This window comes from Erysipelothrix enhydrae (assembly GCF_035066605.1).
Lineage (GTDB): Bacteria > Bacillota_I > Bacilli_A > Erysipelotrichales > Erysipelotrichaceae > Erysipelothrix > Erysipelothrix amsterdamensis.
The window spans coordinates 1,383,396-1,408,655 of record NZ_CP125807.1; the positions used below are offsets into that span (position 1 = coordinate 1,383,396).

The 25,260-nt window shown below is 37.2% G+C and carries 21 protein-coding genes; 20 read left to right on the forward strand and 1 reads right to left on the reverse strand.

The features are described from left to right. Positions 1-78 precede the first annotated feature (78 nt). From LLS04_RS06840 to LLS04_RS06930, 19 genes are all read left to right on the forward strand, one after another. Positions 79-843 carry a hypothetical protein gene (locus LLS04_RS06840; protein WP_323610964.1) on the forward strand — a complete coding sequence of 255 codons (765 nt, stop codon included), beginning with the start codon at positions 79-81 and terminating at the stop codon, positions 841-843. 176 nt (positions 844-1,019) lie between these two features. Continuing rightward, positions 1,020-1,502 carry a GNAT family N-acetyltransferase gene (locus LLS04_RS06845; RefSeq protein WP_323610965.1) on the forward strand — a complete coding sequence of 161 codons (483 nt, stop codon included), beginning with the start codon at positions 1,020-1,022 and terminating at the stop codon, positions 1,500-1,502. A gap of 241 nt (positions 1,503-1,743) precedes the next feature. Then, positions 1,744-2,997, forward strand: a complete 1,254-nt coding sequence (locus LLS04_RS06850; RefSeq protein WP_323610966.1) for a helix-turn-helix domain-containing protein — start codon at positions 1,744-1,746, stop codon at positions 2,995-2,997. A 109-nt stretch (positions 2,998-3,106) separates the two neighbouring features. Further along, on the forward strand, positions 3,107-3,796 hold the full coding sequence (locus tag LLS04_RS06855; protein WP_323610967.1) for a leucine-rich repeat domain-containing protein: 690 nt from the start codon (positions 3,107-3,109) through the stop codon (positions 3,794-3,796). Positions 3,797-3,817: 21 nt separating this feature from the next. Further along, positions 3,818-5,026 (forward strand): bacterial Ig-like domain-containing protein, encoded by a 1,209-nt coding sequence (locus tag LLS04_RS06860; RefSeq protein WP_323610968.1) that lies wholly within the window; start codon positions 3,818-3,820, stop codon positions 5,024-5,026. A 186-nt stretch (positions 5,027-5,212) separates the two neighbouring features. Then, on the forward strand, positions 5,213-6,742 hold the full coding sequence (locus tag LLS04_RS06865) for a leucine-rich repeat domain-containing protein (protein ID WP_323610969.1): 1,530 nt from the start codon (positions 5,213-5,215) through the stop codon (positions 6,740-6,742). Between the two features lie 169 nt (positions 6,743-6,911). Then, positions 6,912-9,419 (forward strand): Cna B-type domain-containing protein, encoded by a 2,508-nt coding sequence (locus LLS04_RS06870; RefSeq protein WP_323610970.1) that lies wholly within the window; start codon positions 6,912-6,914, stop codon positions 9,417-9,419. A 163-nt stretch (positions 9,420-9,582) separates the two neighbouring features. Then, complete coding sequence (locus tag LLS04_RS06875) at positions 9,583-10,764, forward strand: NAD(P)-dependent malic enzyme (protein WP_323610971.1); 1,182 nt, start codon at positions 9,583-9,585, stop codon at positions 10,762-10,764. Continuing rightward, positions 10,765-12,132 (forward strand): class II fumarate hydratase, encoded by a 1,368-nt coding sequence (locus LLS04_RS06880; protein ID WP_323610972.1) that lies wholly within the window; start codon positions 10,765-10,767, stop codon positions 12,130-12,132. 35 nt (positions 12,133-12,167) lie between these two features. Further along, positions 12,168-13,562 (forward strand): aspartate ammonia-lyase, encoded by a 1,395-nt coding sequence (locus tag LLS04_RS06885; RefSeq protein WP_323610973.1) that lies wholly within the window; start codon positions 12,168-12,170, stop codon positions 13,560-13,562. 78 nt (positions 13,563-13,640) lie between these two features. Then, entirely contained in the window at positions 13,641-15,800 is a 2,160-nt protein-coding gene (locus LLS04_RS06890) for a hypothetical protein (RefSeq protein WP_323610974.1), read from the forward strand. Further along, positions 15,797-16,426: an ATP-binding cassette domain-containing protein gene (locus LLS04_RS06895; RefSeq protein WP_323610975.1), complete on the forward strand. Its 630-nt coding sequence runs from the start codon at positions 15,797-15,799 to the stop codon at positions 16,424-16,426. Before LLS04_RS06890 ends, LLS04_RS06895 begins: the two co-directional genes overlap by 4 nt. 54 nt (positions 16,427-16,480) lie before the next feature. After that, a complete protein-coding gene (locus LLS04_RS06900) occupies positions 16,481-17,869 on the forward strand; it encodes a Y-family DNA polymerase (RefSeq protein WP_323610976.1) in 1,389 nt (462 codons plus the stop codon). Beyond that, the gene (locus LLS04_RS06905; protein WP_323610977.1) at positions 17,826-18,200 is read left to right on the forward strand and encodes a hypothetical protein; all 375 of its coding nucleotides are present in this window, start codon (positions 17,826-17,828) and stop codon (positions 18,198-18,200) included. Before LLS04_RS06900 ends, LLS04_RS06905 begins: the two co-directional genes overlap by 44 nt. A gap of 191 nt (positions 18,201-18,391) precedes the next feature. Beyond that, on the forward strand, positions 18,392-19,861 hold the full coding sequence (locus LLS04_RS06910; protein ID WP_323610978.1) for a collagen-binding domain-containing protein: 1,470 nt from the start codon (positions 18,392-18,394) through the stop codon (positions 19,859-19,861). 130 nt (positions 19,862-19,991) lie between these two features. Then, on the forward strand, positions 19,992-20,165 hold the full coding sequence (locus LLS04_RS06915) for a hypothetical protein (protein ID WP_323610979.1): 174 nt from the start codon (positions 19,992-19,994) through the stop codon (positions 20,163-20,165). After that, on the forward strand, positions 20,141-20,356 hold the full coding sequence (locus tag LLS04_RS06920; protein WP_125164248.1) for an ArsR family transcriptional regulator: 216 nt from the start codon (positions 20,141-20,143) through the stop codon (positions 20,354-20,356). The genes LLS04_RS06915 and LLS04_RS06920 overlap by 25 nt, the downstream gene beginning before the upstream one ends. 47 nt (positions 20,357-20,403) lie before the next feature. Beyond that, positions 20,404-21,051: a DDE-type integrase/transposase/recombinase gene (locus LLS04_RS06925; protein WP_323610980.1), complete on the forward strand. Its 648-nt coding sequence runs from the start codon at positions 20,404-20,406 to the stop codon at positions 21,049-21,051. After that, a complete protein-coding gene (locus LLS04_RS06930) occupies positions 21,003-21,215 on the forward strand; it encodes an IS3 family transposase (protein WP_323610981.1) in 213 nt (70 codons plus the stop codon). Before LLS04_RS06925 ends, LLS04_RS06930 begins: the two co-directional genes overlap by 49 nt. A 75-nt stretch (positions 21,216-21,290) precedes the next feature. Here the strand turns inward: LLS04_RS06930 and LLS04_RS06935 are convergent, their stop codons facing one another. Then, positions 21,291-23,051: a family 20 glycosylhydrolase gene (locus tag LLS04_RS06935; RefSeq protein WP_323610983.1), complete on the reverse strand. Its 1,761-nt coding sequence runs from the start codon at positions 23,049-23,051 to the stop codon at positions 21,291-21,293. Positions 23,052-23,451: 400 nt separating this feature from the next. On the opposite strand from LLS04_RS06935, the gene LLS04_RS06940 reads away from it, so the two are divergent. After that, positions 23,452-25,194 (forward strand): N-acetylmuramoyl-L-alanine amidase family protein, encoded by a 1,743-nt coding sequence (locus tag LLS04_RS06940; protein ID WP_323610984.1) that lies wholly within the window; start codon positions 23,452-23,454, stop codon positions 25,192-25,194. Positions 25,195-25,260: the final 66 nt, after the last annotated feature.

The window sequence follows — 25,260 nt, forward strand, 5'->3', positions numbered from 1 at the left end:
TAACGTAATTTTAGTATCAGGGTTTAGAGTAGTTTTCGACGACAGACATTACTTATAGATAATAGGTGGGTATCCAATATGACAAATAAAAAGTATCGTCCGATTTTAAGGGAAGGTGAACATCTCGTTCAATCGAAAACGAATGAACATCGTGTTAGAGGTGTGAGCCAAGATAGTTACAATCGTGTTACAGATATTGTGGAATGGGAAGAAGTTGATGATGATTATGGATTCGATCATTCTTATTCTGAATCTGATCGTCTTAATCAAGCGCGTGATGCTTCAGTCAAAGAAAGCCTAATTGGGTTACTGTCTGTAATTGTGGTTGTTAAGTTGAGTGAACATATTATTATGCCATGGTGGACTAATAAAGCAAAACCCTTCTTTAAGGAGAAGTTCAATCGAAATGTGTCAACCGAATCGGAAAGCACAATAGAAATCGTTCCATCGGAATCCATTAAGGAGGCAGTAGATGTAATGATTGATCGATCGCAATACGAAATGAGTCATGATGCATACGAGACACATTTACAGGAAATGGTTTTTGCGATGATGCGTTTTGCTTATGAGTATCGAATACTAAGTCAAGCGGTCGTTGTTGATTCTCTACAATCAGAAGAAATTTTTAATATCAATCAGCACGATCATTTTGAAGTTTCAGAAACAATTATCTCGGAAGTAAATCGCTTGTTGGCACATGATTGTATAACGTTGAGTCAAAACACAGAGAAGATATTTTTGGATAGCTTTGGAGGGGGTTTTAAATCGGATGGAATTTACCTTCCAGTTCAAATCAGTCAATTCCAACCAGAGGATATTAATCATCCTGGATCCCTATTTTAAAACGAATAAATAAGAGACAGGGAAAAAGTAAAAAAAAACTTGTTAAAAACTCTGATGTTTTCTCGTTTTACTGGCATGGGATATTTTTAGGAATCGCTTTTAAATGTGCATCATCGTTTTGATTCGTAACTATACAATTATAATAACTCTAAATTGAACACAGGGAGACAAATGTAATGATAAAATATCGAAAAGTGAATTTTGAAACAATGCATGAAGTCAATCTGGATGCATTCGTTAAATTATCAGAAGAATGGGATCGGGAACGATGCAGTTCCGCTTATAGTGCCAATACTAAAGACTACTATAGGGATAAGGAATTATTTATGGCTGTGGATGAAACTAAGATTATTGGTTATGCATTGGGAACAATTAAGGAATTATCGCAAGCGACATCGTACAATCAAGTTGGTGAACGTGTCTTCGAGCTGGATGAATTGTTTGTCTCGAAACCCTATCGAAATCAGAAGATTGGACAAGGATTGTTTAAGTTTGTGGAAGCGTGTGTGGGCTCACAGGTGGATTTGATTGGGGTGATTGCGAATGCATCGGATTACCAAAAACTATTAAGTTTATATGTTGAAGATCTCGGTATGGATTTTAAACATGCGCTCTTGATTAAGCGGACACGTGTTCATAACGGACAGATATCAAAATAAAGAACTCACGTCATCGTGAGTTTTTTTATTACATTTCCAGGTCTTCATGTCACAGTTTTGGCGTTTTAAGACAAAGATTGAACCGCACATGCTCGATTTCTACAATAAAATTACGCTACAGAAATACAAACGATGAATTGTGAAATGTATTTTCATAGTGTGAGCCTAAATCACAGGGTATTATCATCTTAATATTCTACATTAATTTTTTAATCCATGGGATTAAAAAGGGGGGGATTCTATGATTGAATTGATGAATAAATCTGAAAAATTTAAACTTGAATTATTGATTGTTTCATTGAAGGCGGGTTCCCAAGAAACTTTCTATTCACATCGTCATGAAAGTCGGCTTGTTCAAGATGTCTTGCAAGATGTTTACGAAGTAACGGGAACTCATTATGAGAGTCTCGGAGCACTTCAACAAGAAGCAAAGTACTATTTAAGAAATATTGCATATAAAATGTTTGCGTTTTATGCGAGTCAAAGTAAATGTGTGGCCATGATTTCGCAAATCTTAGAGGATTTTAGATCGGATGGACACTGTCACCTTAATAAGATTGAGGACGCGTTACACATTTCTCGCAGTACGGTCTATCGTCGCATTCAAGAAATTAATGATGTATATGCGTGTTATGATTTACGCTTTGATTTGAAAGAAAATTCGATTGTGCTTGCGGGTCATCCTTTAAATTGCTTGTATCACAGTTATCGCTTTATTAAGTTATTTACACCACGTCAATTTTCTTTAGCCGATTTAATGATGATTCAATGTCATTATCAAGATGAGACATCAGTATTGGGGCGATACTCACTTTTTATAAATACAGATAAAGCCTCTGTCATTAATATTCCAATTGATCAAGTCTTGCATGATACCTTCCAATTAAATCAAACGTTATACAGTTCGGAAATTCATGATCGCATTCTCAATTTGTACATGCAAACTGATATCGATCATGTTCATACAATGGAGCGTATCAGACATCAAATCGCTTCCTATTATGGTTGGACCGATGAGACGTTGGATGTCACTGAGTTGCTTGTAGTTTATACGCTCTCAGAAAATATTGTTGTTGGTGAGTCGATGTTACATGAAGCAATTCAAGATTTATTTGAGGCAAATGTCCATGATATTAATGTTGAAGCACTGTTGAGTTCGTATGAGCTCCCTCAGTCATTTCTAAATTTTCTGGCACTTACCATGCCATTTAAACCCACACAATTACCCCAAATCTCGATTTATCTTGATTTTGCGTATGACTTTATTTTACGGGATCGGATCCAGGCAGAATTGGGTCACATCTACAATCCCTCGCTGATAGAATTTGTTTTTGAACCTACATCCGCATCCATTATTATTACGGACTCGTTTACAGTTAGTGGCGATCGGATTAAAGATACGGTTATTGTTTCAATGGCTACAGGCGGTCGTGTCGCTTCATTAACTTCAATCAGTCAGCTGTTAATTGAAAAACAAATGAGAGGGGGGCATTGATGATGTGAAGGTGGTGAGTCATCTGAAGTGTGGACTTTATTGATTTTAAAAATATGATCAGATGATGATGTTTCTGAATTTACGATGATTCTATAGAGGAGATTAGTATATGATTAAAAAGAAGGTTATGATTGCATCCACATTGAGCTTACTTGTTTCGGGGATAAGCCCAATAATGGCTTTGGAGCCAGCTAAAGTTGAGGCTACACCTGTTTTAAAAGCGGGAACTGTTGAAGGTTTGATTCCGGATGCTGCATTACGTGAGATTATTGCGTCAAAGGTTAATGTTGCGGTTGAAGACTTAACTCCTAATGATCTATTAAAGGTTTCAATATTGGACATAAATCAAGCGTCTGTAGCGGATTTAACGGGAATTGACCAACGGGTTAACATTCAATCGATTTCTTTGGAGAATACAAACGTTACATCCCTTGAGCCCATTAAAAATTTACCGGTATTATCAAATATCGTCTTGCGGAATAATGTGAATGCGATTGAAATTGGTCCAAATCTTGGAACCAATGTTCTCTTGAAAACATTTGAGGTTAAGAATGATCATGTAACGGACTTAGAATCACTGGTTAATGCGAAAGCAAGTTTAGTGTCGTTATCAATTACTTTTGCGGAAGCATATTATAAAGGTGCTGATTTTAGTTGGATTGGTCAATTGGATAATCTAGAACTTCTATTATTAACCAAAAATGGTTTAACGGATTTATCGTTTGTTTCAAACCTCGCGCATTTAAGTTCGCTTGGTGCAGCACAAAACAAAATTAGTGATATTTCATTTTTAAATTAAATGCCACAAACTGAGATTGAAATGATTACTTTAAGTGTCAATGAAATCGAAGACATCAGTGCACTCGCTCATTTTGATTCGATTGGTTACTTATCAATTGGAAACAATCCCTTAAGTTCAATTGATGCTTTAGAAGGTATGAAGATTTCAACGCTAAACCTTGATAATTCGGGATTAAAAAATGATGATATTGGCGTCATCGTAAGCATTGAAGTTGCACCGGATAGTCCTAATGTTGGTTATACCAATAGCATCAGTCTCGATCAAAATCATATTTCAGATATTTCATCTTTAAATGATATCTTAGCACTTCGTCCTGGGGTTAAGATTTATATAAATGAACAAGGTATTTATGAAGAGGCTGTTGTCTTACAAGATGATGCATACGCTCAAAAAATTAATCTTGTCGATTATGAAGGTCAACCAATCTTGTGGGTAGATCCTCTTGGAAGTCATGCGACGGGTTCATTTGATGACACCACGTCGACAATGAATTGGTCTAACTTTACCGTTGACTCCGATGAAATGCTTACAGAATGGTCCTATAACCGTGTACATAACGGTGGTGAGCTGGAGTTTAAGGGTAACGTGATTACACCGTTTTCTAAAGTTACTGTAAATATTGAGGTTGATGATAGTTCACTCTATGTTGGTGATACATGGAATCCAATCGATAATTTCGTAAAAGCAGTAGACTCATTGGGTAATGAAATTGCTTTTGATAATATTACTGTTGAAGGTGTTGTTGATACGACTAAACCGGGTACATACTTAATTACCTATCGTTATGGGTCTACTTCTGTAATCGCAACGGTAGTGGTCAAAGAAGACTTAGCACGTATTAACGCAAAAGATTCAACAATTCATGTTGGAGATGCGTGGAATGTTCAGGATAACTTTGTGTCCGCAACGGACAAAGACGGGGATGCTATCGCGTTCTCACTGGATACGATTGATGTTAAAGGTTCGGTAGATACTCAACGTGTAGGCGACTACACGATTCTGTATAGTCTAAAATCTAAGACACGTAATGATGAAAAAAATACTTATGCAGAGATTACAGTTCACGTCATTGATGATAACGCACCGGTAATTCCTGAGAAGCCTGAAACACCGGATCCACTTCCGAATACAGGAATTTCAAAAGCCTACTTCGGAGAAGGGGTCATTGGAATGAGTGCCTTGTTACTTGTTTTAGAAGCGATGAAAGCAAAGCGTAGCGAACACTAGAACGTATGTTTTTCTTAAACAGACATGAAACTTATCATGTCTGTTTTTGTATGTTTACAGTTCATGACGATTTTTTCATTTTAGAGTATATCCTTCAAATTTATATAAAAGAGGTTGACTAATCGCTAAAAATCAAATATTCTAAATGCGAATGCTTTGCATTTAGAATAAAGGAGATCGGATACCGTGAAGAAAAAAATTGTTGTTCTACTGTGTGCATTCATGTTTTGGTTTCAAATACCTGTACATGCTGCATCCATTACCCTTGAGGATGAAGGGATTCGAAATGCCGTCCAACGGGCATTAAAATCAAAAGAAAATGCCTTTGATTTGGAAACTTTAAAGGGAATTGAGGATTTAAATCGATTTCCAATTCGCAATACTAAAAGTCTAGCTGAATTTGAATACATTCCAAACTTAAAGAAACTGATGCTTATGAATTCGGGAGTAGGAGATTATACACCCCTTAAACACTTAAATGAATTAAAGAGTCTTTTGATCACACAGTTTAAGAAAAATGATACCCATTTTGATGCGGATGTTCTCAAAAATATCAATCTTAATCAACTTGGATTTCAGAATGTGAATGTCATAAATGCAGAACGTCTTCCAAAAACCCTCCGTGACTTATCGATGGTCAATACAGGGCTGGAAGATGGAAGTTTCTTGAGTGACTATAAACAACTTGAACGTCTAATCGTTCGAGATGAGCGTCTTGATCAATCGACCCTAACGCTTAATCACCCCCAACTGCACTATCTGACCCTTGAGGCTTTAGGTCTTACCACAATACCAAGTATCGATAATTTAAAACATCTAATTTTCGTCAACCTAAAAAATAATCAATTAAAAACCGTTGATTCATTAAACGCGTTGCCAGAATTAAAAGAGTTGGACTTATCGAAGAATATGATTTCAGATTTAAGTATGATTCCAAGTTCGGTTTCAGATTTAAAAGCTTTTGATCAAGTTGTGGAAGTGGATGTATTGGAACAAGAAGGTATGTATACCTTTAAGAATCCATTCAAATGGATTGATGGCGAAATGATTGATCCGGATCTATTTTCAGATGATATCACCTATGATAAATCAAACCATGAATTCGCACTTACAAATCTAGATTCAATAAACGAGATTCGTTTCATAAAAAAAGATTTAAGTAATGGAGAAAAGATGATGACCGGGAGCTTGAAGGTTGGTCGGGTTATGAAGACAAGCCCACTAATTCCTCTACAACCAATGCCCAAGGTAGATCTTCCGCACGTAATTGAAACAACCGTAGGCAATCCTTATTCATTTGAGTCTCTCCTGAAAGAATATCCGGAGATAGAATCAATTACGTTGGATAGACCTGTAGACTTTCAAAAGACATCACGAGAAGCACGTAATCTTAGTCTTGTCTTTAAGACCGGACATGTAATATCGTATCCTATAGAAATCGTGATTCATCAAGATAAAAACGAAACGAATCATCCTAGTTTCAAGGGCAATGAGCTTAAGCACACAGATGCTAGTAAGAACGAAACCAAAGATACCCCTCAAACCAAACTAAGGAATCATCCTAATGTGCCCAAACTCACCGCAGATGAGGTGTCTTCGTTACCAAAGACCGGAGTAAGCCATAGTCATTTGGTTTCAGTTTTATTCATTCTTTTCGGTGCCACCTTACTTGGTTCATATTTTGCATATAAACAATCTCGAACCAATTGTGAATAACCAATCCAATCTAACAATTTCAACATGAATAATGAAATCATACCAATGACTTAGAATGCTTGACGACTTAGAAATGGCAGATCATGTTGTATATGTTGAGTTAAGTCAAAGGGTATCGTAAGATAAATTTGTACAAGTATATAATCATAAATGCAGAGGAGGATATGTAATGTTTAAGAAAAAACATTGTTTTATGGTACTTATACTCATGACTGGCTTAATTCTAAATATTTTAGGTACAGGTTCGGTTCGTAAGATTTATGCGAACAATAACTACATTACCAAAATGTCAATTACTGATAGTAAGGGGAAGCCGCTTTCAAATATTAATCAATGGACGGATGTTCAATTAAATTTTGAGTTTGAACTTCCGAATAATACGGTTAAAAAGGGTGATTCCACAGTAATACAATTACCGAGTTCTTTACGATTATTAAAGGATCAATCCTTTAATATTGAAAATAAAAAAGGTGATGTGATTGCAATCGCAAAAGTGGATGCGCAAACAAAAACAATTATAATGACCTATACCGATTATCCCGAGCATCATTCGGATGTAACGGGTGGTCTTTTTGTAAATGTTCGTATTGATACACAGACCATTAAAGAAAAGCAGTTAGTTCCGATATCAATTGATATTGATGGACAATCATACTTCATAGGAAACTTGGACTATGAAAAAGTTGGAGATAATCCTACTGAAAAATTTACGAAGTATGCGTGGTTTAATAACGAAGCAGGCAGTGAACTCCGTTATGTTCTAAGAATTAATGGTTCTAAAGCATCTTATAATGCAGTTCGTGTTGAGGATACGCTAAAATCTCCGGGTTTAAAATATGATCCTTCAAGTTTTAAAATTACTCAAGGTGTTTGGCGTGTGAATGAAGAGGGATCTTTCGTGCTCGATGGAAGCGTTGATGTGACGGATCAATTTGAAATTGTAATGAGTGAAGATTTGACACACTTCTCAGTAGATTTTGGTGATATTGATAAAATTGGTTTTCGAATTGATTACAAAGTGCTTTCAAATCATGATGCACTAAATGGAGAATCGTTTGAAAATTATGCAGTCATGAAAGCAAATAAAGAGATTATAAGAGAACGAGATACAGAACTTACATTTCAAACATCGGGTGGTTATGCAAATGGATATCATTACACAATCCGAATTCTCAAAAAGAACGAATCGGATACACCCTTATCAGGCGCAAAATTCGATGTGATTCGTGATTCAGTAGGACAGTCGGTTGGTACAATCATAACTGATGAATCAGGTGTTGGTGTACTATCGGGATTGTTGAAGGATCATTATACAATTAAAGAAATTGAAGCTCCAAAAGGCTATGTTCGTCTTGATAAAGAACTTCGCATTAAAGAAGATGATTTTGATGGAACGAAAGAATTCTATACTGAAATAATTAATAAACGTTTTATTGATACAATTTCTCTATCGGGTGAAAAAGTGTGGGACGATGATGATAATCGTGATGGGATTCGACCGGATCAAATCACAGTTCGTTTACGTGCAAATGGTGTGGACACAACGCATCACCAAACCGTTTCTGCTGAAACGAATTGGAAGTATACGTTTATAAATATTCCAAAACTTGATGATGACGGTAATGAAGTGGTCTATACAATTCACGAGGAATTAGTGCCGGGTTATGAATCAATCGTCGATGGTCTTAATATTACGAATCGTCATGAACCAGAACGTATCGAAGTTAAAGGTAAAAAACACTGGCATTTTGGTGATAAAAGCTATGATGTCCTGCCAAATGCACATAAATTAAATCAAAGTGTTATTCCAAATGAAATTCAGGTTAATCTCTATGCAAATGGAACTAAAATCGAAGCTCAAACGGTGACCAAAGATCAAGGGTGGGTTTACCAATTCACAAATCTTCCCAAATATCGTGATGGGAAAGAAATTATCTATTCGATTGATGAAGATGATGTGGCTGGCTTTGATATGAACGTTGAAGGCTACGATCTTCATAATAGTTTTAAGGAGAATAAAACAACGCATAAGGTTATAAAAGTGTGGGATGATGAAAATAATAATGATGGAATTCGACCTCAATTTGTTCAAGTACAGTTGCATGCAAATCAAGTTCCATATGGAAAACTCATTACCCTTGATGAAGGGAATCAATGGACGTTTACCTGGGAAGATTTACCGAAGTTCGATCAGACCGGTGTGCGAGTTCATTATCACGTTAAAGAGGTCGATGTTCCCAGTTATACAAGCAGTGTGATGCTTGAAAACGATACGAAAACGGTGCTTACCAATACACATACTCCAGAAACAATTCGGATCGAAGGGCATAAACTGTGGGATGACAAAACCTTCGAAAAAATCAGACCTAAGTCTGTCAATATTCGACTTTATGCTGATGAGGTACAGGTTCAATCAAAAGGAGTTTATGCAAAAGAACATTGGTCGTATTCTTTTGATCACTTACCCAAATTCAAAGCAGGAAAACGTATCAAATATACGGTCGATGAGGAACCAATTCAACATTATCGATCAAGCGTTGATGGATTTGATATTACGAACCACTACGAACCAGGTTCAGAACTTAAGACATTACCCAAAACAGGTGTCTCAGAAAATCCACTTGCACCGATGCTCGTTTTTGTAGGGATGCTTTTTCTTGTTAAGAAAAAAACATAATTAAGACCTGATTTACTAAAATTAAAAGCTCGGATGCGTAAGCTACGGGCTTTTTCAATAATGAAGTTGTTCATAATTGCTCTTTTTGTAATTTACACACAGGCTTAACCTAATTAATAGAGGAAAATGATAAAATAGAAACAAAAATAGAAGGAGTCGTTTCATGAATCATTTAAAAGAGGCATCCCTTGAATTGCATCAAAAACTTCAAGGGAAAATTGAAGTCAATAATAAACAATCCGTAACAACACAAGAGGATCTAAGTCTTTTATACTCTCCAGGTGTTGCAGAGCCTTGTCTTGAAATTAAGAAAAATAAAGATAAAGTGTATGATTATACATGGAAAGGGAATACTGTTGCAGTTATTAGTAATGGTTCGGCAGTTTTAGGATTGGGTGATATCGGTGCAGAGTCGGGATTACCCGTTATGGAGGGAAAAGCAATGCTCTTCAAAGCATTCTCAGGCTTAAATGCAATTCCTCTAGTTATTGATGCACAAACACCTGAAGCTATCATTTCTTTTTGTGAGATGGTTGCACCGTCTTTCGGAGCTATAAATCTAGAGGATATTAAAGCACCGGAGTGTGTCTTCATTGAAGAAGCGCTTCAGAAGTCCCTTTCGATACCTGTATTTCATGACGATCAACATGGTACGGCAATTGTCGTGCTCGCAGGACTTATGAATGCTTGTCGTCTCGTCGGAAAAACCTTAAGTGAAAGTAAGGTTGTAATTTCAGGAACAGGAGCTGCGGGAAGTGCCATCATTAAGATGCTTTATGCCTATGGTGTAAGAGACATCTATGCAATGAACAGTCAAGGTATCATCTCGACAACACAGTCGTATGAAGATGATGCGGTTGTCGCAGATTTATGTCAGTATCTAAGTGATGATATGGGGTCAAAAACGTTGCACGATTTACTGGTAGATGCTGATATCTTTATTGGGGTTTCAATTGGGAATCTTTTGACGGCTCAAGATATCGCGGTAATGAACGAGGATGCGATAGTCTTTGCGCTTGCAAATCCAAATCCAGAAATTCCATATGACGAAGCAATTAAAGGGGGAGCACGTGTGGTTGGAACTGGACGTTCGGATTATCCCAACCAAATCAATAACGTCCTTGCTTTCCCTGGAATCTTTAAAGGTGCAATGTCTGTTCGTGCAACTGAAATTAATGCATCCATGAAACTAGCAGCCGCACAAGCCATCGCATCTTTAATTCCTACTGAGGAACTTAAAGAAACGTATATAATTCCAAGTGTCTTAGATCCTCGTGTTGTGGATGCAGTTTCACAAGTCGTGGCAGAAAAAGCGCTTGAAACAGGTGTTGCAAAGGAGGATTAAATGTCAACATTTGAAGATAAGTTTGGACGTATTGAGATTTCAGAAGGTGCACTTTGGGGCGTTAATACCCAACGTAGCATTGAAAACTTCCCAATTGGTCAGGAAACCATGCCCAAATCGTTGATTGAATCATTGGTTGTTTTAAAAAGAGTTTCAGCACAAGTTCACCATGCTCATCATAAATTAGATGAACACACTGTTCGTGCAATTCTTGAAGCATGCGATTTTATCTTAGAAAATGATTTTGATGATGCATTTCCGCTTTCAATATGGCAAACCGGAAGTGGTACTCAAACAAACATGAATGTGAATGAAGTGATTGCCCAGGTTGCAAACACGAAATTTGGTGGGAAGCATGTTCATCCCAATGATCACGTAAATTATGGTCAAAGTTCTAATGATGTGTTTCCGACTGCGATGCATGTGAGTACAGTTCTGTTGGTGAAAACGCGTTTAATTCCAAGTTTAGAACGAATGATTGCAACATTTGATTCGTTGATGGTCGAATATGGTTCTGTAATGAAGACCGGTCGAACACATCTTCAAGATGCGACGCCGATTACGTTTGGGCAAGAATTGGGCGGATGGCGTCATATGTATGATGAAGGTCTTGAACAATTACAGAGTTGCTTAGAGTCCTTAAGAGCACTTGCAATCGGTGCAACAGCCGTAGGAACAGGTTTGAATTCTTATGAAGGGTTTGATCAGGCAGTGTGTGATGAATTGAACATAAAGTACCACGAATCATTTCGACCCTCTGCGAATAGATTTCATGCAATCAGTTCTAAAGATAGTTTTGTTTTCCTTCAGGGTGCTCTTGCGGCCATTGCCTCAAATAGTCTGAAAATGGCGAATGATATTCGTTTTCTTGCTAGTGGACCACGTTGTGGTTTGGGAGAAATCTCTTTGCCGGAAAATGAAGCCGGTAGTTCCATCATGCCTGGGAAGGTAAATCCAACCCAGTGTGAAGCTTTAATGATGGTGTGCGCCCAAGTTATGGGAAATCAAACTGCGGTCACAATCGGTGCGGCTTTGGGTAATTTCCAGTTGAATACGTTCATGCCGTTAATTATTCATAACACCACCCAATCAATTTGTTTACTCTCAGATGCACTTAATTCCTTTAACCTTCGCTGTTTAAAAGGCATTGAGGTAGATACGGAAAAAATGTCAGATAACCTACACCAATCTCTGATGACAGCAACATTTTTAAACCGTAAGTTTGGCTACGATCACACTGCGAAAATTGTGAATCAAGCCCATCAAGAGGGAAAAAGTATAAAAACGGTTGTGGTAGAGTCTGGTGCTATGAGTGACGATGAATTTGATGCATTCTTTGATTATCAAAAAATGATACAACCGGATTAAATCACTTAAAACTTAAATACAAAATGGAGATCGGTATGAAAAACCAAAATGTTCGGATTGAATATGATTCATTAGGCAGTGTTAAGGTTCCAAAAGATGCTTTATATGGTGCGCAAACAGTACGTGCACTCCAAAATTTTCAGATTACAGGAAGACACGTTAATGATATGATGTACCTAGCATTAGCACAGGTAAAAAAAGCCTGTGCCCTTGCGAATAAATCGGTGGGGGAATTGGATGGCCCCCGCTGTGATGCGATTGTTTTCGCGTGTGATGAGATTATCAGTGGTAAGTACAAAGAAGCCTTTATTACTGATGCAATTCAAGGTGGTGCAGGAACGTCCATGAATATGAATGTGAATGAAATTATCGCAAATCGGGCAGCTCAAATATTAAATAGACCCATTGGTGTCTACGACTACATTCACCCAAACGATCACGTAAATCGGGCGCAATCCACAAACGATATTATTCCTACGGCAGGAAAACTAACCGTCTTAAATTTAGGACTGTTACTTGTCGAAGAAATGACCTTTCTTGCTGATACATTTCATGCGAAAGCCCTTGAATTTAGTAACATCATCAAAGTTGGACGCACCCATCTACAAGATGCAGTCCTCATATCAATGGGTCAAGTCTTCCATAGTTATGAGTCGGTAGTGCGTCGTGATATTCAACGTTTAAAGCAGTCACTCAGTGAAATGCAAGTTATTAATTTAGGTGCTACTGCGGTGGGTACAGGTATCAATTCAGTAGAAGGATATCGTGAACATGCTGTAACGCATTTAAGTCGTATAACGGGTAAATCCTTTGTGAGTGCAGAAGATTTAGTTGATGCAACCAAACATGTGGATGGTTTTGCGAACGTACATGGATCTTTAAAAACATTTGCAGTAGGATTATCGCGAATTTGTAATGATATACGCATGATGGCTTCAGGACCCAAGGTAGGATTTAATGAGATATTTTTACCAGAAAAACAACCAGGAAGTTCAATAATGCCGGGTAAAGTTAATCCAGTAATTCCCGAAGTTGTGAATCAAGTATGTTTTCAAGTGATTGGTAATGATGCAACCGTTACTCTTGCGGCTGAAGCAGGACAAATGGAATTAAATGTCTTTGAACCTGTTTTATTCGATAACCTGTTTGAATCGCTTGAGATATTACGGCATGCATGCGCAACCTTACGCATCCACGCGATTCAAGACATTAAGGTCAATGAACATCGCATTCAAGATTATGTGGAACACTCTCTTGCGATGGCAACAGCACTTGTGAAGTATTTAGGGTATGAGAAAGTTTCGGAAATTACCAAACAGGCTCTTAAAGAAAATAAATCGTTAAAGACCTTGGTGCTTGAACAAGGTTTGATGAGTGAAGCTGAAGTGGATGAAGCTTTAAAACCAGAATCGATGATTCATCCGCGATAAGCGTTAAAAAGGATTTTTTAGATGAAAAAACACAGTGTCATAAACCTGTGTTTTTTCACAAATTAAAGGGGGGATTGTATGCGGAAATTGGGTTCAATTTTCACAATTTTGACGGCATTACTTTTGTTTAGTATTACTTTTACACAGTTCGATCGGGGTTATAAAGCAAGTCAAAGCACGCTCTATAAACAAGAACAACTTAACCAATCAATCCAAACGGTAACGATGAGTTTGAGTATGGAACGGTTTCAAGGAGATCAAGCATCGTTTCTTAAGGCGCTGATAACGTTCTTACAAAATCACGATTACGACGCCGTGGTTAACATTCAAGATCGTTATACCAAGAATTTCTATGTTTATACCGATCAAAGTGAGGCGTGGAATCATTTAAAACTAAGTAAAGGAATTGATGAACTTAATTTTAAATCACAAGAAGAATATCGATTTATTTCAAACAGTACGCTTCAAAGCGACGCGTATGCATACGTACTACCGTTTAATCGAAATGATAAACCACCTAAAAGTGATTCATACAATCCAGAGATTAACTATTATCCGCTTCACTTTTTGAATAAGACAGAAAATAAGACCGAAAACTTAATTGTCGGACTGGAAGTATTTGTGCAACCGGAAAGCTTAACTCAGTTTAAAACTGAGTTATACAATGATTTTCTGTTACCACATTTTTTATGTTCAGATGTGAGTGATAATTATTATTGTGGCATGCTTATTACCGATGAGAATACTGGAGTCCAGGTTCTTGATCAACTCATGGAACTGAATGCTTTCACAAATCCACTTGAATTTCCCAATTCCTTATTAATGCTAACGATTGGTACCTTATTTACCATTCTTATGATGACTAATATGGAACAGAATCGTGAAATTACCATTCGTCATCTTCATGGAAATCGCGCAACGCTTATTTTTAAGCGGATTTCTATGAAACCTGTGATGGCTTCTATGGGATTGTTTATGGGGACATTGATCGGATTAAGTCTCTATTCCATGGGGTTTCTTAATGCCGTTTCGTTACGGTATTTGCGTAATTTAGGCGTGCTCACGGTAATTTACATCGGCTTTGTCATCATCACAACCGTTTTATTTTTCTTATTTCAACTTGTTACCGTGAAAAGTATATTCTTAAAGAAACGGACAAAATCTAAGATTATGCAAATTGTAATTCCAAGTTTCAAAATCGTTGCGGTAGTCATCTTACTTATGCCTTTGGTTGGCATTTATGATGGATATCAAAACATTCGTCATTATCAAAATGTTGTTTCCAGTAAACCTGAACTACAATCGGGAAGCATGATAAGTTCGCTTAATTATGGTTATGATACGACCTCAGTTGAAACAGATATGTTTAATGTAAGGGTCTTTGAACTGGTGGAACGCTATGGTTTATCCTATATCAACAGTGAAGCAATGATGGATCGACATGACAACCTTGGATATATCATTACGAATCGAAATGCGTTGCTGAATGAATCAATCATGACCCGTGATGGTCAAAAACTTGATGTAAGGAGATTCGAAATGAACACATTACTTGTACCAGAAGGCAGTGATATGCCCATTCCGCATTTTGAAGTGGATACCATTCCGGTTCGCAAAACGCCTACTGTCGCGGCCATAAGTTACAATAACACTCAAAAAAGTATCCGTGATAATGCGCCCATTCTAATTGTGGTTACACCCGACTCATTGTTTGTGGAATGGATTGGTAGTGGTTCAGTGTTTGCTTATAAATCCAATCAAGCATCGTTTGACTCTGTAGTTGAAGCGATTTCTAAGTGGAGCGATATTCCGGAAATCACAAAATTGGAAGATGCGTACGAAACGACGATGATTATGTATAAACAACAGCAATTCAAGTTTTACGCAATGTTCGGTGCTACCGTATCACTGATGATCTTATTTTCAATGTTAATATTTGAAATGTTTATCGATCTAAAAGGTATGGAAGTCTCGGTCCAATATTTACAGGGGAAACATCGTTTTGAACGCTATGGAAAGCTAGTAATATGGAATATGATGTCTGTAGTGCTTGGATATGGTTTTATTGTGATTCATCGTGCTAGGACGGCTTTAGAAGTGAAACCAGGAATTTCCCTGCGAAGTCTAAGCGTATTATCACTTATCGTGATTTTTACGGACTTAATTTGGATGATATACCAAATTCGGAAATTTGAAAAAGACCATATGTTATATTTCTTGAAAGGAGATTTAGGATGATTCAAATTAAGAACATTACGAAAACGTTTGGCAACCGTGTGATTCTCAAAGATTATTCCCTTGAGATTCCTCAAAACAGTTTTACCGTTATTGCTGGACCTTCAGGTTCTGGAAAAAGCACATTGTTAAATATTATGGGGCTTTTGGATGTACCAGATTCTGGGGATGTAACCCTTCTCGCTCAACGTAATCTTAAACCATTTTCACGAAGTGCTTCTGCGATGTTACGGAAACACATCGGATACTTATTTCAAAACTTTGCACTCGTTCCTGAGAAAACGGTTGAATACAATTTGAAAATAGCGATGGAAGGGTTTAAATATTCGAAAGACGCTATGATTGATGCATTAAAACAAGTTGGGCTACCCAATATTCTGGATCAATATGTCTACCAATGTTCCGGGGGAGAGCAACAACGGATTGCGATTGCACGCCTGTTGCTTAAACCCTGTGATTTGATTCTCGCAGATGAGCCTACGGGAAGTTTGGATGAAGCAAATAAATATCTTATTTTCGATCTCTTAAAAACATTACAGAAGCTTGGGAAAACATTAGTGATTGTAACACATGATCCTGATTTGATTGCACAAGCAGACAATGTCATTTACTTAGAAAAATTAAATTAGCCGACAGATAATGTCGTCTACTCGCGTTATAATTGCAGTAAGGAGGTGGTTTGCATGAATATGATCTTTGATTATGAGAAAGAACCCTCACGGGATATATTATGCATTGATTGTAAGAGTTTTTATGCTTCATGTGAAGCCGTTGCACGGGGTTTAAATCCATTAAAAACGAAATTAGTTGTTATGAGCTATCCCAGTGAAAGTGTCAACGAACGGGGAAGTGGGCTCATACTTGCTTCAAGTCCGATGGCAAAAAAAGCTTTTGGTATTAGCAATGTAAGTCGTGCTCGGGATTTGCCGTTTCCATATCCCCAAGAGCTCGTGATTGCACCACCCAGAATGAATCTCTACATGACCGTTCATCGTCAAATTAATGAAATTTTCCGATGTTATGTTGATGATCAAAATGTTTCGACGTATTCCGTAGACGAAACATTTCTAGATGTGACAGATTCGTTATCATATTTTAACTGCGAAACTGCTTATGAACTTGCGAAAATAATTCAAACGCACGTTTATAAAGATACTGGAATTTATACGACTGTTGGGATTGGGGATAACCCATTACTTGCGAAACTGGCTTTAGATAATGAAGCAAAGCATACCCGTGACATGAAAGCAGAATGGCGTTATGAAGATGTCGCAACGAAACTGTGGAATATTGAAACAATTACAGATTTTTGGGGTATTGGAAGTCGTACTGCGCTTCGACTTAAACGTATGGGAATTAATACCATCAATGAACTTGCTCATGCAAACTATCAACATCTTAAGAAGGAAATGGGTGTGATTGGCTTGCAACTTTATGCGCATGCATGGGGCATCGATCGAACCTTTTTAGGTGAAGTGTACACACCTAAATCAAAATCGATTGGGAACTCTCAAGTATTAAATCGTGATTATACCAACAAAAACGAAATTATCGTGGTCATTCGAGAAATGGCTGATCGAGTCGCTACGCGACTCCGTAAAGAAAACAAATATACCAAGTGCATAGGGTTATGGATTGGGTATTCACTAAGTTATATTGATGAAACCGGCAAAACTGGATTCAGTAAACAAGTGAAAATCGAAGCAACCAACAACAGTGCACGAATCGCGGAAGCTCTTCTTAAAATTTTCGAACAATACTATGATGTTCAGGTGGTACGAAATTTAGGAATAAATTGCACCCAACTTGAAAGCCCAACCCAGGATCAACTCAATCTATTTGAGCCCCTCGAAAACGTTGATCGTGATCGAAAACTGGATCAAGTGGTTGATGATGTTCGGACTAAGTTCGGCTTCACCAAACTTGTGTATGCGAGCAGTTTGACACAAGGGGGTCGTGCTATTGCGAGAAGCTCTTTAGTGGGTGGACATGCAGGCGGTATGGAAGGCATTGAAAGTCGAGGTAGTGATGATGACACGGAAACGGACAAAAAAAACATTTACAAATTATAACGACTACCATGATCGTCCCTTTGGTTTGAAATGGGGAACCGCATTTGCGTTATCAGAACTTACAAAAACAATCAATGAAGGACAGATTCATGCGACAAAGGAAGTCATTGAACTTCCACAAATGACGCGAGAAGAAATGGATCTTGTGCTCCAACATGCTTTTACTAAATCCTTCCGCATCAGCATTCAAGTCAACATTCGTGATGAAAACAATCATCTCATTGATACCATTACAGGTTCATTTACCGGTTACTCAGATCACATGTATCTTTATGTAGAAAATAACGTGATTAGTTGGGATGTTATTCGAAATATTTCATTAGAAGCCTAAGTGAAAACAGATTGGTGATGTTTCAGACCACAACTTAACGGCTTTATATCGATTGGAATCGTATTGTGATACTTATATCAACTATTTCTTACACAGATTACACACTGTGTGATTATATGTAGGTATACTAGGCTATAGAGACGCGACCTTTAAAGATTAAAGTGTTGATGTTTCTATAGTAGGAGGCTGTAATGAAACGATTTTTTAGTAGTATCGTGTTAAGTTTTATGATGGTGATTACATTTAGTAATCCATTCGTTTATGCGGACGATCTGACAAACACTTGGGAACTTGATCAAGTACTTCAAAACTATAATATTTTCAGTTTTGGAATTGCATCAGGAGTACATATCGTGGGACCGGTGGTGGCACAAGGTGATTTAACACACGTGACGCATATAAGTGATGCGTATGATGTGGAATTAAATCCCAAAGCTCATATCGCTTTTAGTCAAATACATGGAGGCACATCCAGTTATATTAAAGGAAAAATCAATCCAGGAAATATTGAACCGCAAGATTCTGTATTATTGAATAGCATTTATCTTGGTAGTGCGAATCACGTATCCGAAACGAATTCAAATTACCATGTGAATGGAACGTATTTTTTGAATAAAAACAAATTGAAGCCAAGTAAGGAAGTTATTGTAACGGATAACCACTTGGATTTTGATTCAATTCAAAAGCAATTCCGTTCGGACTCACTGAGTGCCTTAAAACGGTCGAAAGAACATGCGGAAAAACCTGAGATAGTCAATGGTACCCTGATTCTTAAGGGCGGTGATCAGGTTGTTATGCGAGCAGAGGAAATTAATGTCATTGAAAGGATTCAATTGGATTTCAATCTTACATCGGACATTCCAACTGTCTTGCATATAGAGGGAACGGAATCTGTTAATATCCCCATGACCGTAGACATGAATGGGAGTCAGACCAACTCAAACGAGAATGGTGACAACAATAACTTTGTGATTAACATTCCAGAAGCGGAAATAGTATCCATTGGGAAACCTTATTCAGCACCACATTTTGGCCATGTAATTGCGCCATCATCGGATGTGTACAGTTTTGTAGGCCATTTTGCTGGAGCGGTAATCGCTAATAACTTTTGGAGTAAGTCTGAAGCACACTTTCATCCCGCAAATAGTCCAATAATTCCTTCAAAACCGATTATTCCGAATGATCCAAGTGTACCCGAGGAGCCTAAAGAACCGGAAATACCCGATGTTCCAGAAGAACCGGAAATACCCGATGTTCCAGAAGAACCGGGGATACCCGATGTTCCAGAAGAACCGGAAATACCTGAAGTACCAGAGGAACCGGAGATACCTGAAGTACCAGAGGAACCGGGGATACCCGATGTTCCAGAAGAACCGGAGATACCTGAAGTACCAGAGGAACCGGGGATACCTGAAGTTCCAGAGGAACCCGGAATACCCGATGTTCCAGAAGAACCGGAAATACCTGAAGTACCAGAGGAACCAGAGATACTTGATGTTCCAAAGGAACCCGGAATAAGCACGCCACAAAAAGAACGTGACCCTAAAGTTACTAAGCAAGATGAATGGATCAATGAATTACCATTAACAGGTCAGGGTAGAAACTTTGGCGGATTTATTATTTTGGCTACAGGAATTGTTGTGTTTTTAAGAAAAAAATAAGATAAGGTAATATGTAAACAAGAAAAGACACACAGGTTATGTGGAGTAGTAAACTAAAAGTAGACAAGTAAAAAAGACTTGTCTACTTTTTTTGTGTAATAATTAAATCAACGATAAAATGGAGGTATTAATGATGGGAAGACCCAAAGGTGGATTAAATGATAAATGGACTTTTGAGGATCGCATTAAAGTCGTTACACGTCATGTTGATGAACATATACGTGCTGCGAAACTATCACAAGTCCTAAAGGAACGATTAATGGGTGGATTGATCGATTCATGCGCGATGGTAAAGAGGGTTTAAAAAACAAGAAAAAGACAGGAAATCATTTTTCTGCGCTTCATACGAGTAAATCATTAACTGAGATCGAACGACTTCAACTCGAAATTCTAAAACGAGATATTGAGATTGCACGATTAAAAAAAGGGTACCAGGTGAAAGGAGTTGGTGTAAACAAGGAGTTCGTTACTTTAAAAGACAAGAATTCCAAATAGCACATGATTTATCTTTTAAACATCCGATTACGTTCATTCTTAGATTTATGAATTTGAACCGATCTGGTTATTACAAGTGGTTAAAGCATAAGGATGATCTCAATATTTATGAACAAAAAAGAGCGATTCTTAGCTTTGTGATTAAAGACTGGCACCGCCGTTTTCCAAGTTATGGTTACCATGATATCGCTGCAGTCATGAGAAAGCAAAGTGATTTAGGGATCGAATTTTCCGATAACTTAATCCACAAGTGCTGCAAGTTTTTAAGTATTAAATCAAAAGTTAAACACTATTCCTATAAAAAATCTGGAACACAAAGTCGAATTTATCCCAATATTATAAAGAATCAATGGAAGGCAACACAACCTTTAGAAATTATTGTTTCAGATATGACACATATTCGAAACAAAGGGATTAATTATGAATGGACTTTAATGGTTGATACCTTCAACAATGAAATTATAGGTTCTGCATTATCGCGTACAACTGGTGATCTTAAGCCTTACTATAAGTGTCTTGAGGATATCCTTGCCCTACTTAAAGATAATAAAAAAGCAGCTCCCACGATTCTTCACACAGATCAAGGAGCTGTCTACCACTCTAAAGCTTTCGCTAAAGCGCATGAAAATTATAACATAGTTGGATCATGTCGCGAACTGGAACACCAACAGATAATCCAATTATCGAATCATTAAATGGATGGATTAAAGCAGAAATGGCGTGTGATTATCAATACTGGTCCGTAGATAACTTTGAAAATTTTATCGAAGAATATGTACATTATTTTAATTTTGAAAGATCCGCTTACTGTTTAAATTACAAAACCCCTATCCAATATAAAATGGATAAGGGTTTCTAGTCTATTATTAATGTCTACTTTTGTTTGACAACTCCACAGGTTATGTGTGTCTTTTTCAATCTGGAATTTGAATGATTAAGATTTACGTTTTAATAGAAGGGCTCCCCCAAGCAACACAATACTACCCATAAGTTTCGTTGTAAGATTACTTTGGATTCCTGTATTTGGAAGTGTTGCGGTAATTGTTTGAATTGGAGTTGATGGGGTCTCAGATGGTAACGTGGGTTTATCATCTGTTTTTTTGTCAGGTGTCACTGTGTTATCTTCTTTAGGTGTTGGAACACTTGGTTCATCATTACAGAATTTTAAGGAATGAAGTGCCTTTTCTAAAGTTATAACCCATTCGTCGACATCGGTTTGTTGAGTGATGTTACGATTGTCTTCAATGAGTGTGAGTGCATCAGTGATTACTTCATAATTTTCATAATCATCTGCTTTTAATTTTGCGACCCGCTCTTTTAATTCATTAAGTTTTGAGTAATCGGCCATTTTTAATTGCAGATTTTTGATAGCTTCTGCAAGCTGATTGTTTTTTTCATCCACTTTATTTTGCTCAGGAATGCGGTAGGAGCGGACAATTGAGTCAACAAGGTCATGAAGCTTCGCTACGGATTCATCAGAATAAAGATCAAGATTTTTAGGGATTGCTTTTAGAGTGTAATCGAGATCTGAATAATCGGCAGGTTTAACCAGTTTGTCTGCATGACGTGTCGCAAATGCAGACATAAGTTCCATAATATGATTCATACCATGATCTTGTGAAGGATCATCAGCCCAAATGGCTTGCATGCTTCCAATAGACGTAATTTTACTGCCCCCGGCTAGTACATTAAAATCGTTGTTATGTGTTCGTTTTAGGGCATCATTAAGGTTATAACCATCTTTATCGATACGTCCTAAAACCCAGTACCAACCATCATTGGTATTGAGAATTGGGTGTCCTTTTGATGCAAAGTATTCAGGTTTTGCGACATTAAATCCCCACCATCCTGAGGTCCAGTAAGAAATAATAATGTCTGGATCAAAGGTACCGTCTTTGTCGCTACTGTTGTAGTAGATTCCATCGTTAAAACTCATGGGTTTCATACCGGCATCTTTAATGATTTTAGCTAAAGTATTTGCATACTCGATAAAGTCATCATAAAGTCCTTTTTTCTGAAGCTCACCCCATCCTGGTGATGTGAAGACGTCGTTTGCATATTCATCAGCACCAAAGTTGAAGATGGATGACGCACCCGCATTTCCAAAGAAATCAACATACTTTTTAGTTAATGCCTGTACAAAAGCGATAGCTTCTTTATTTTCAATATTAACCGTACGTTCTGATGTTTTTCCGCTGTTTTGGTAACGTACGTTTGTTAAACCGAGTTCTTCCATCGCTACAAGGATCGCATCCATGTGACCAGGGCTGTTGATAACAGGAATTATATCAATTCCGATGCTTTTTGCGTGATTTAAGATACGAGTCATTTCGGTTTCAGTTAACACATCGCCGTTAGGGTCATTATAATATCTTTTATTTCCAGCTGTGATAGCTTTCTTAACTGCATCGCTTTCGAATGTTTTCCCCTGTACATTCATGGACATATCATCCAAGACAAAGCGTAGACCATCATTTCCAAGAAGTATTTGTACCCCTGTATAACCATTTTGATGTGCTTGATTGATGATGGTCATCAATTGTTCTTCAGAGAAGTATTTACGACCGGCATCGATCGAAAGAATGCTTAAAGGGACTTCGGTGGGTTCATCCGCATAAACCTTATTGCCAAAACCGGCTAATGCTAATCCAAAACTTAATGCTAAGATTACGAATTGCTTCTTCAAGTGTTTCATTATTTCCTCCTTATAGTTAATGTTCACCATACTGATTTCCTCCCTTCATATAAAAAAGACAGGACAATTACAAAAACTGTGTTTTGTAATCACCCTGCCTAATTAAATAGTAACATGTGAACATTCATTTACATTATCAAAATACATGAGAAAAAGTACCTTGTCAAGCATTTCTCGTTAAAAATGATACCGGTATCATTTTTAACACAATGCATTGCGTTAAAAGTAGAGATTAACGTTAGAATGTACTCACAAATCTTAAGAAATCTTAATAGAGCCCTTAAAGCAGCTCAAAACGAAAAAAAATCTTTACATGACCGAGATTTTATTTTATTTTTAATTCAGAAACATATCAAAAAACAACATTATGTTTCAAAATAGAACAAAGGGGATGAATAGCATGACACATAAATCAAAATACATATCACAATTTTTAAAGTGTATGATATGTACTTGTATTGGTTTTACGGTTTTAATGAGTAAAACAACACTTATTAATGCTCAAGAACTAACACAAGCAGAACAAGATTTGAAATACTACTCTGAATTGACACCAGAACGAGCATTAGTAATGTTTAAAGCTTACTTATACTCATTTGAAGGGATGACGGAAGAACGTGTTAATCGTTATATTAATCAGATTAAAAAACTTCCGGTAGAACAGCAAGCGGCCAAGATTGTGGAATTGAAAAAACCATTTGAAGAACGTAGAGTTCGAGAAAATCGTTTAAAAGCGATTGAGACGCTTACAGAGGAAATTCGTGGTAAGTTCTTTTTTATTCCAAGTAGCGTTAAAGAAAACTACATTAGTTTAATTCAAAGTGCGCCACTTGAAGAACTAGATAAATATCGCGAGGAATTACAAGCACTTGATAAGAAGAATTCTTTAATGGCGGATGTGTTTTTAAAACTTCGTGAAGAACTTTTCAAAATGAAATTCTTATCTCAAAGCGAGAAAAATCACTATGATGATGAGATGGAATCTGCATACGATGATAAAAATGAATACATGCTGCAAAGTGTTTTCAAACGAGCACAAGAAGCGAATGAAAAGGCACGTTTAAAAGCTCCTGAAACACTCCTTGGTAATGCGAAAGCGAAAGCGAAAACCAAAATCGATCGTTTATACGCCATGATTGATGCAATGGATCACGATCTTAAACCGTTACCCGATACTGCATTCTATCAAGGGTATAAACCTTTTTGGAAACAATATCAATCAATGCGTATACCAAAAGAAGCAATGTTGAAGGAATTGGAAAAGCAAAAACGTGTTGAAGATGTTGAATCATATATTTCACAAAAAGTAATGCAACACATGGACTATGTTTCGTTAGAGTATTCAGCACGAAAAGCGTTAAGCTTAGCAAAGCTTTATCCTAATGTTGCATCCGTTCAAAAACACCTTGCAGAAGATATATTCAAAACATGGCCTCAAGGTGATATTTCGGGTGTGTCTTTTGTATCCGATAGACGACTTCAACGCATTGAACTCGCAATCCAGGAATATAAGAACCAAACTAAAAAACCAGGTGCACCTGTTAAACCAGTAGCACCTGACAAATCAGTATTACCAGAAAAACCAAAAGTTTTGATTAAAAACACATGGAAAAAAATCGATCAGAAGAATTACTACTTCAATCAAGACGGACTTCCACTAACTGGATTTTTCAATGTAAATCAAAAACTTTATTATGCAACTATAGAAGATGGGACGAAATTAGGTTGGCATAAGGTCAATAAAAAGTGGTACTTTACCGAACAAGACGGTTTAGTCGTTATGGGTTGGAAAAAAGTATCGAATAAGTGGTATTACCTTGGGGAATCGGGTGCTATGGCATCGGGATGGAAAAAGATAAACAATAATTGGTACTACCTTGAAAACTCAGGTGTGATGGCAACAGGCTGGAAAAAAGTGAATCATAAGTGGTACTATCTTGAAAATTCAGGAGCGATGGCTACAGGATGGAAAAAAATTAATAATACGTGGTATTTTCTTGAACCGTCAGGAATGATGGCAACGGGATGGAAGAAAGTTAACCAGCAATGGTATTACTTTAATGATTCAGGCGCTATGATAACAGGACGGCACAAAATACAGGGGAAATGGTACCGATTTAATCAGAGTGGGGTCTGGTTATAATCGCCAAACAAAAACACTTCGTTTTGGAGTGTTTTTGTTTGGCGATTGACAAATGTATCATGAAAA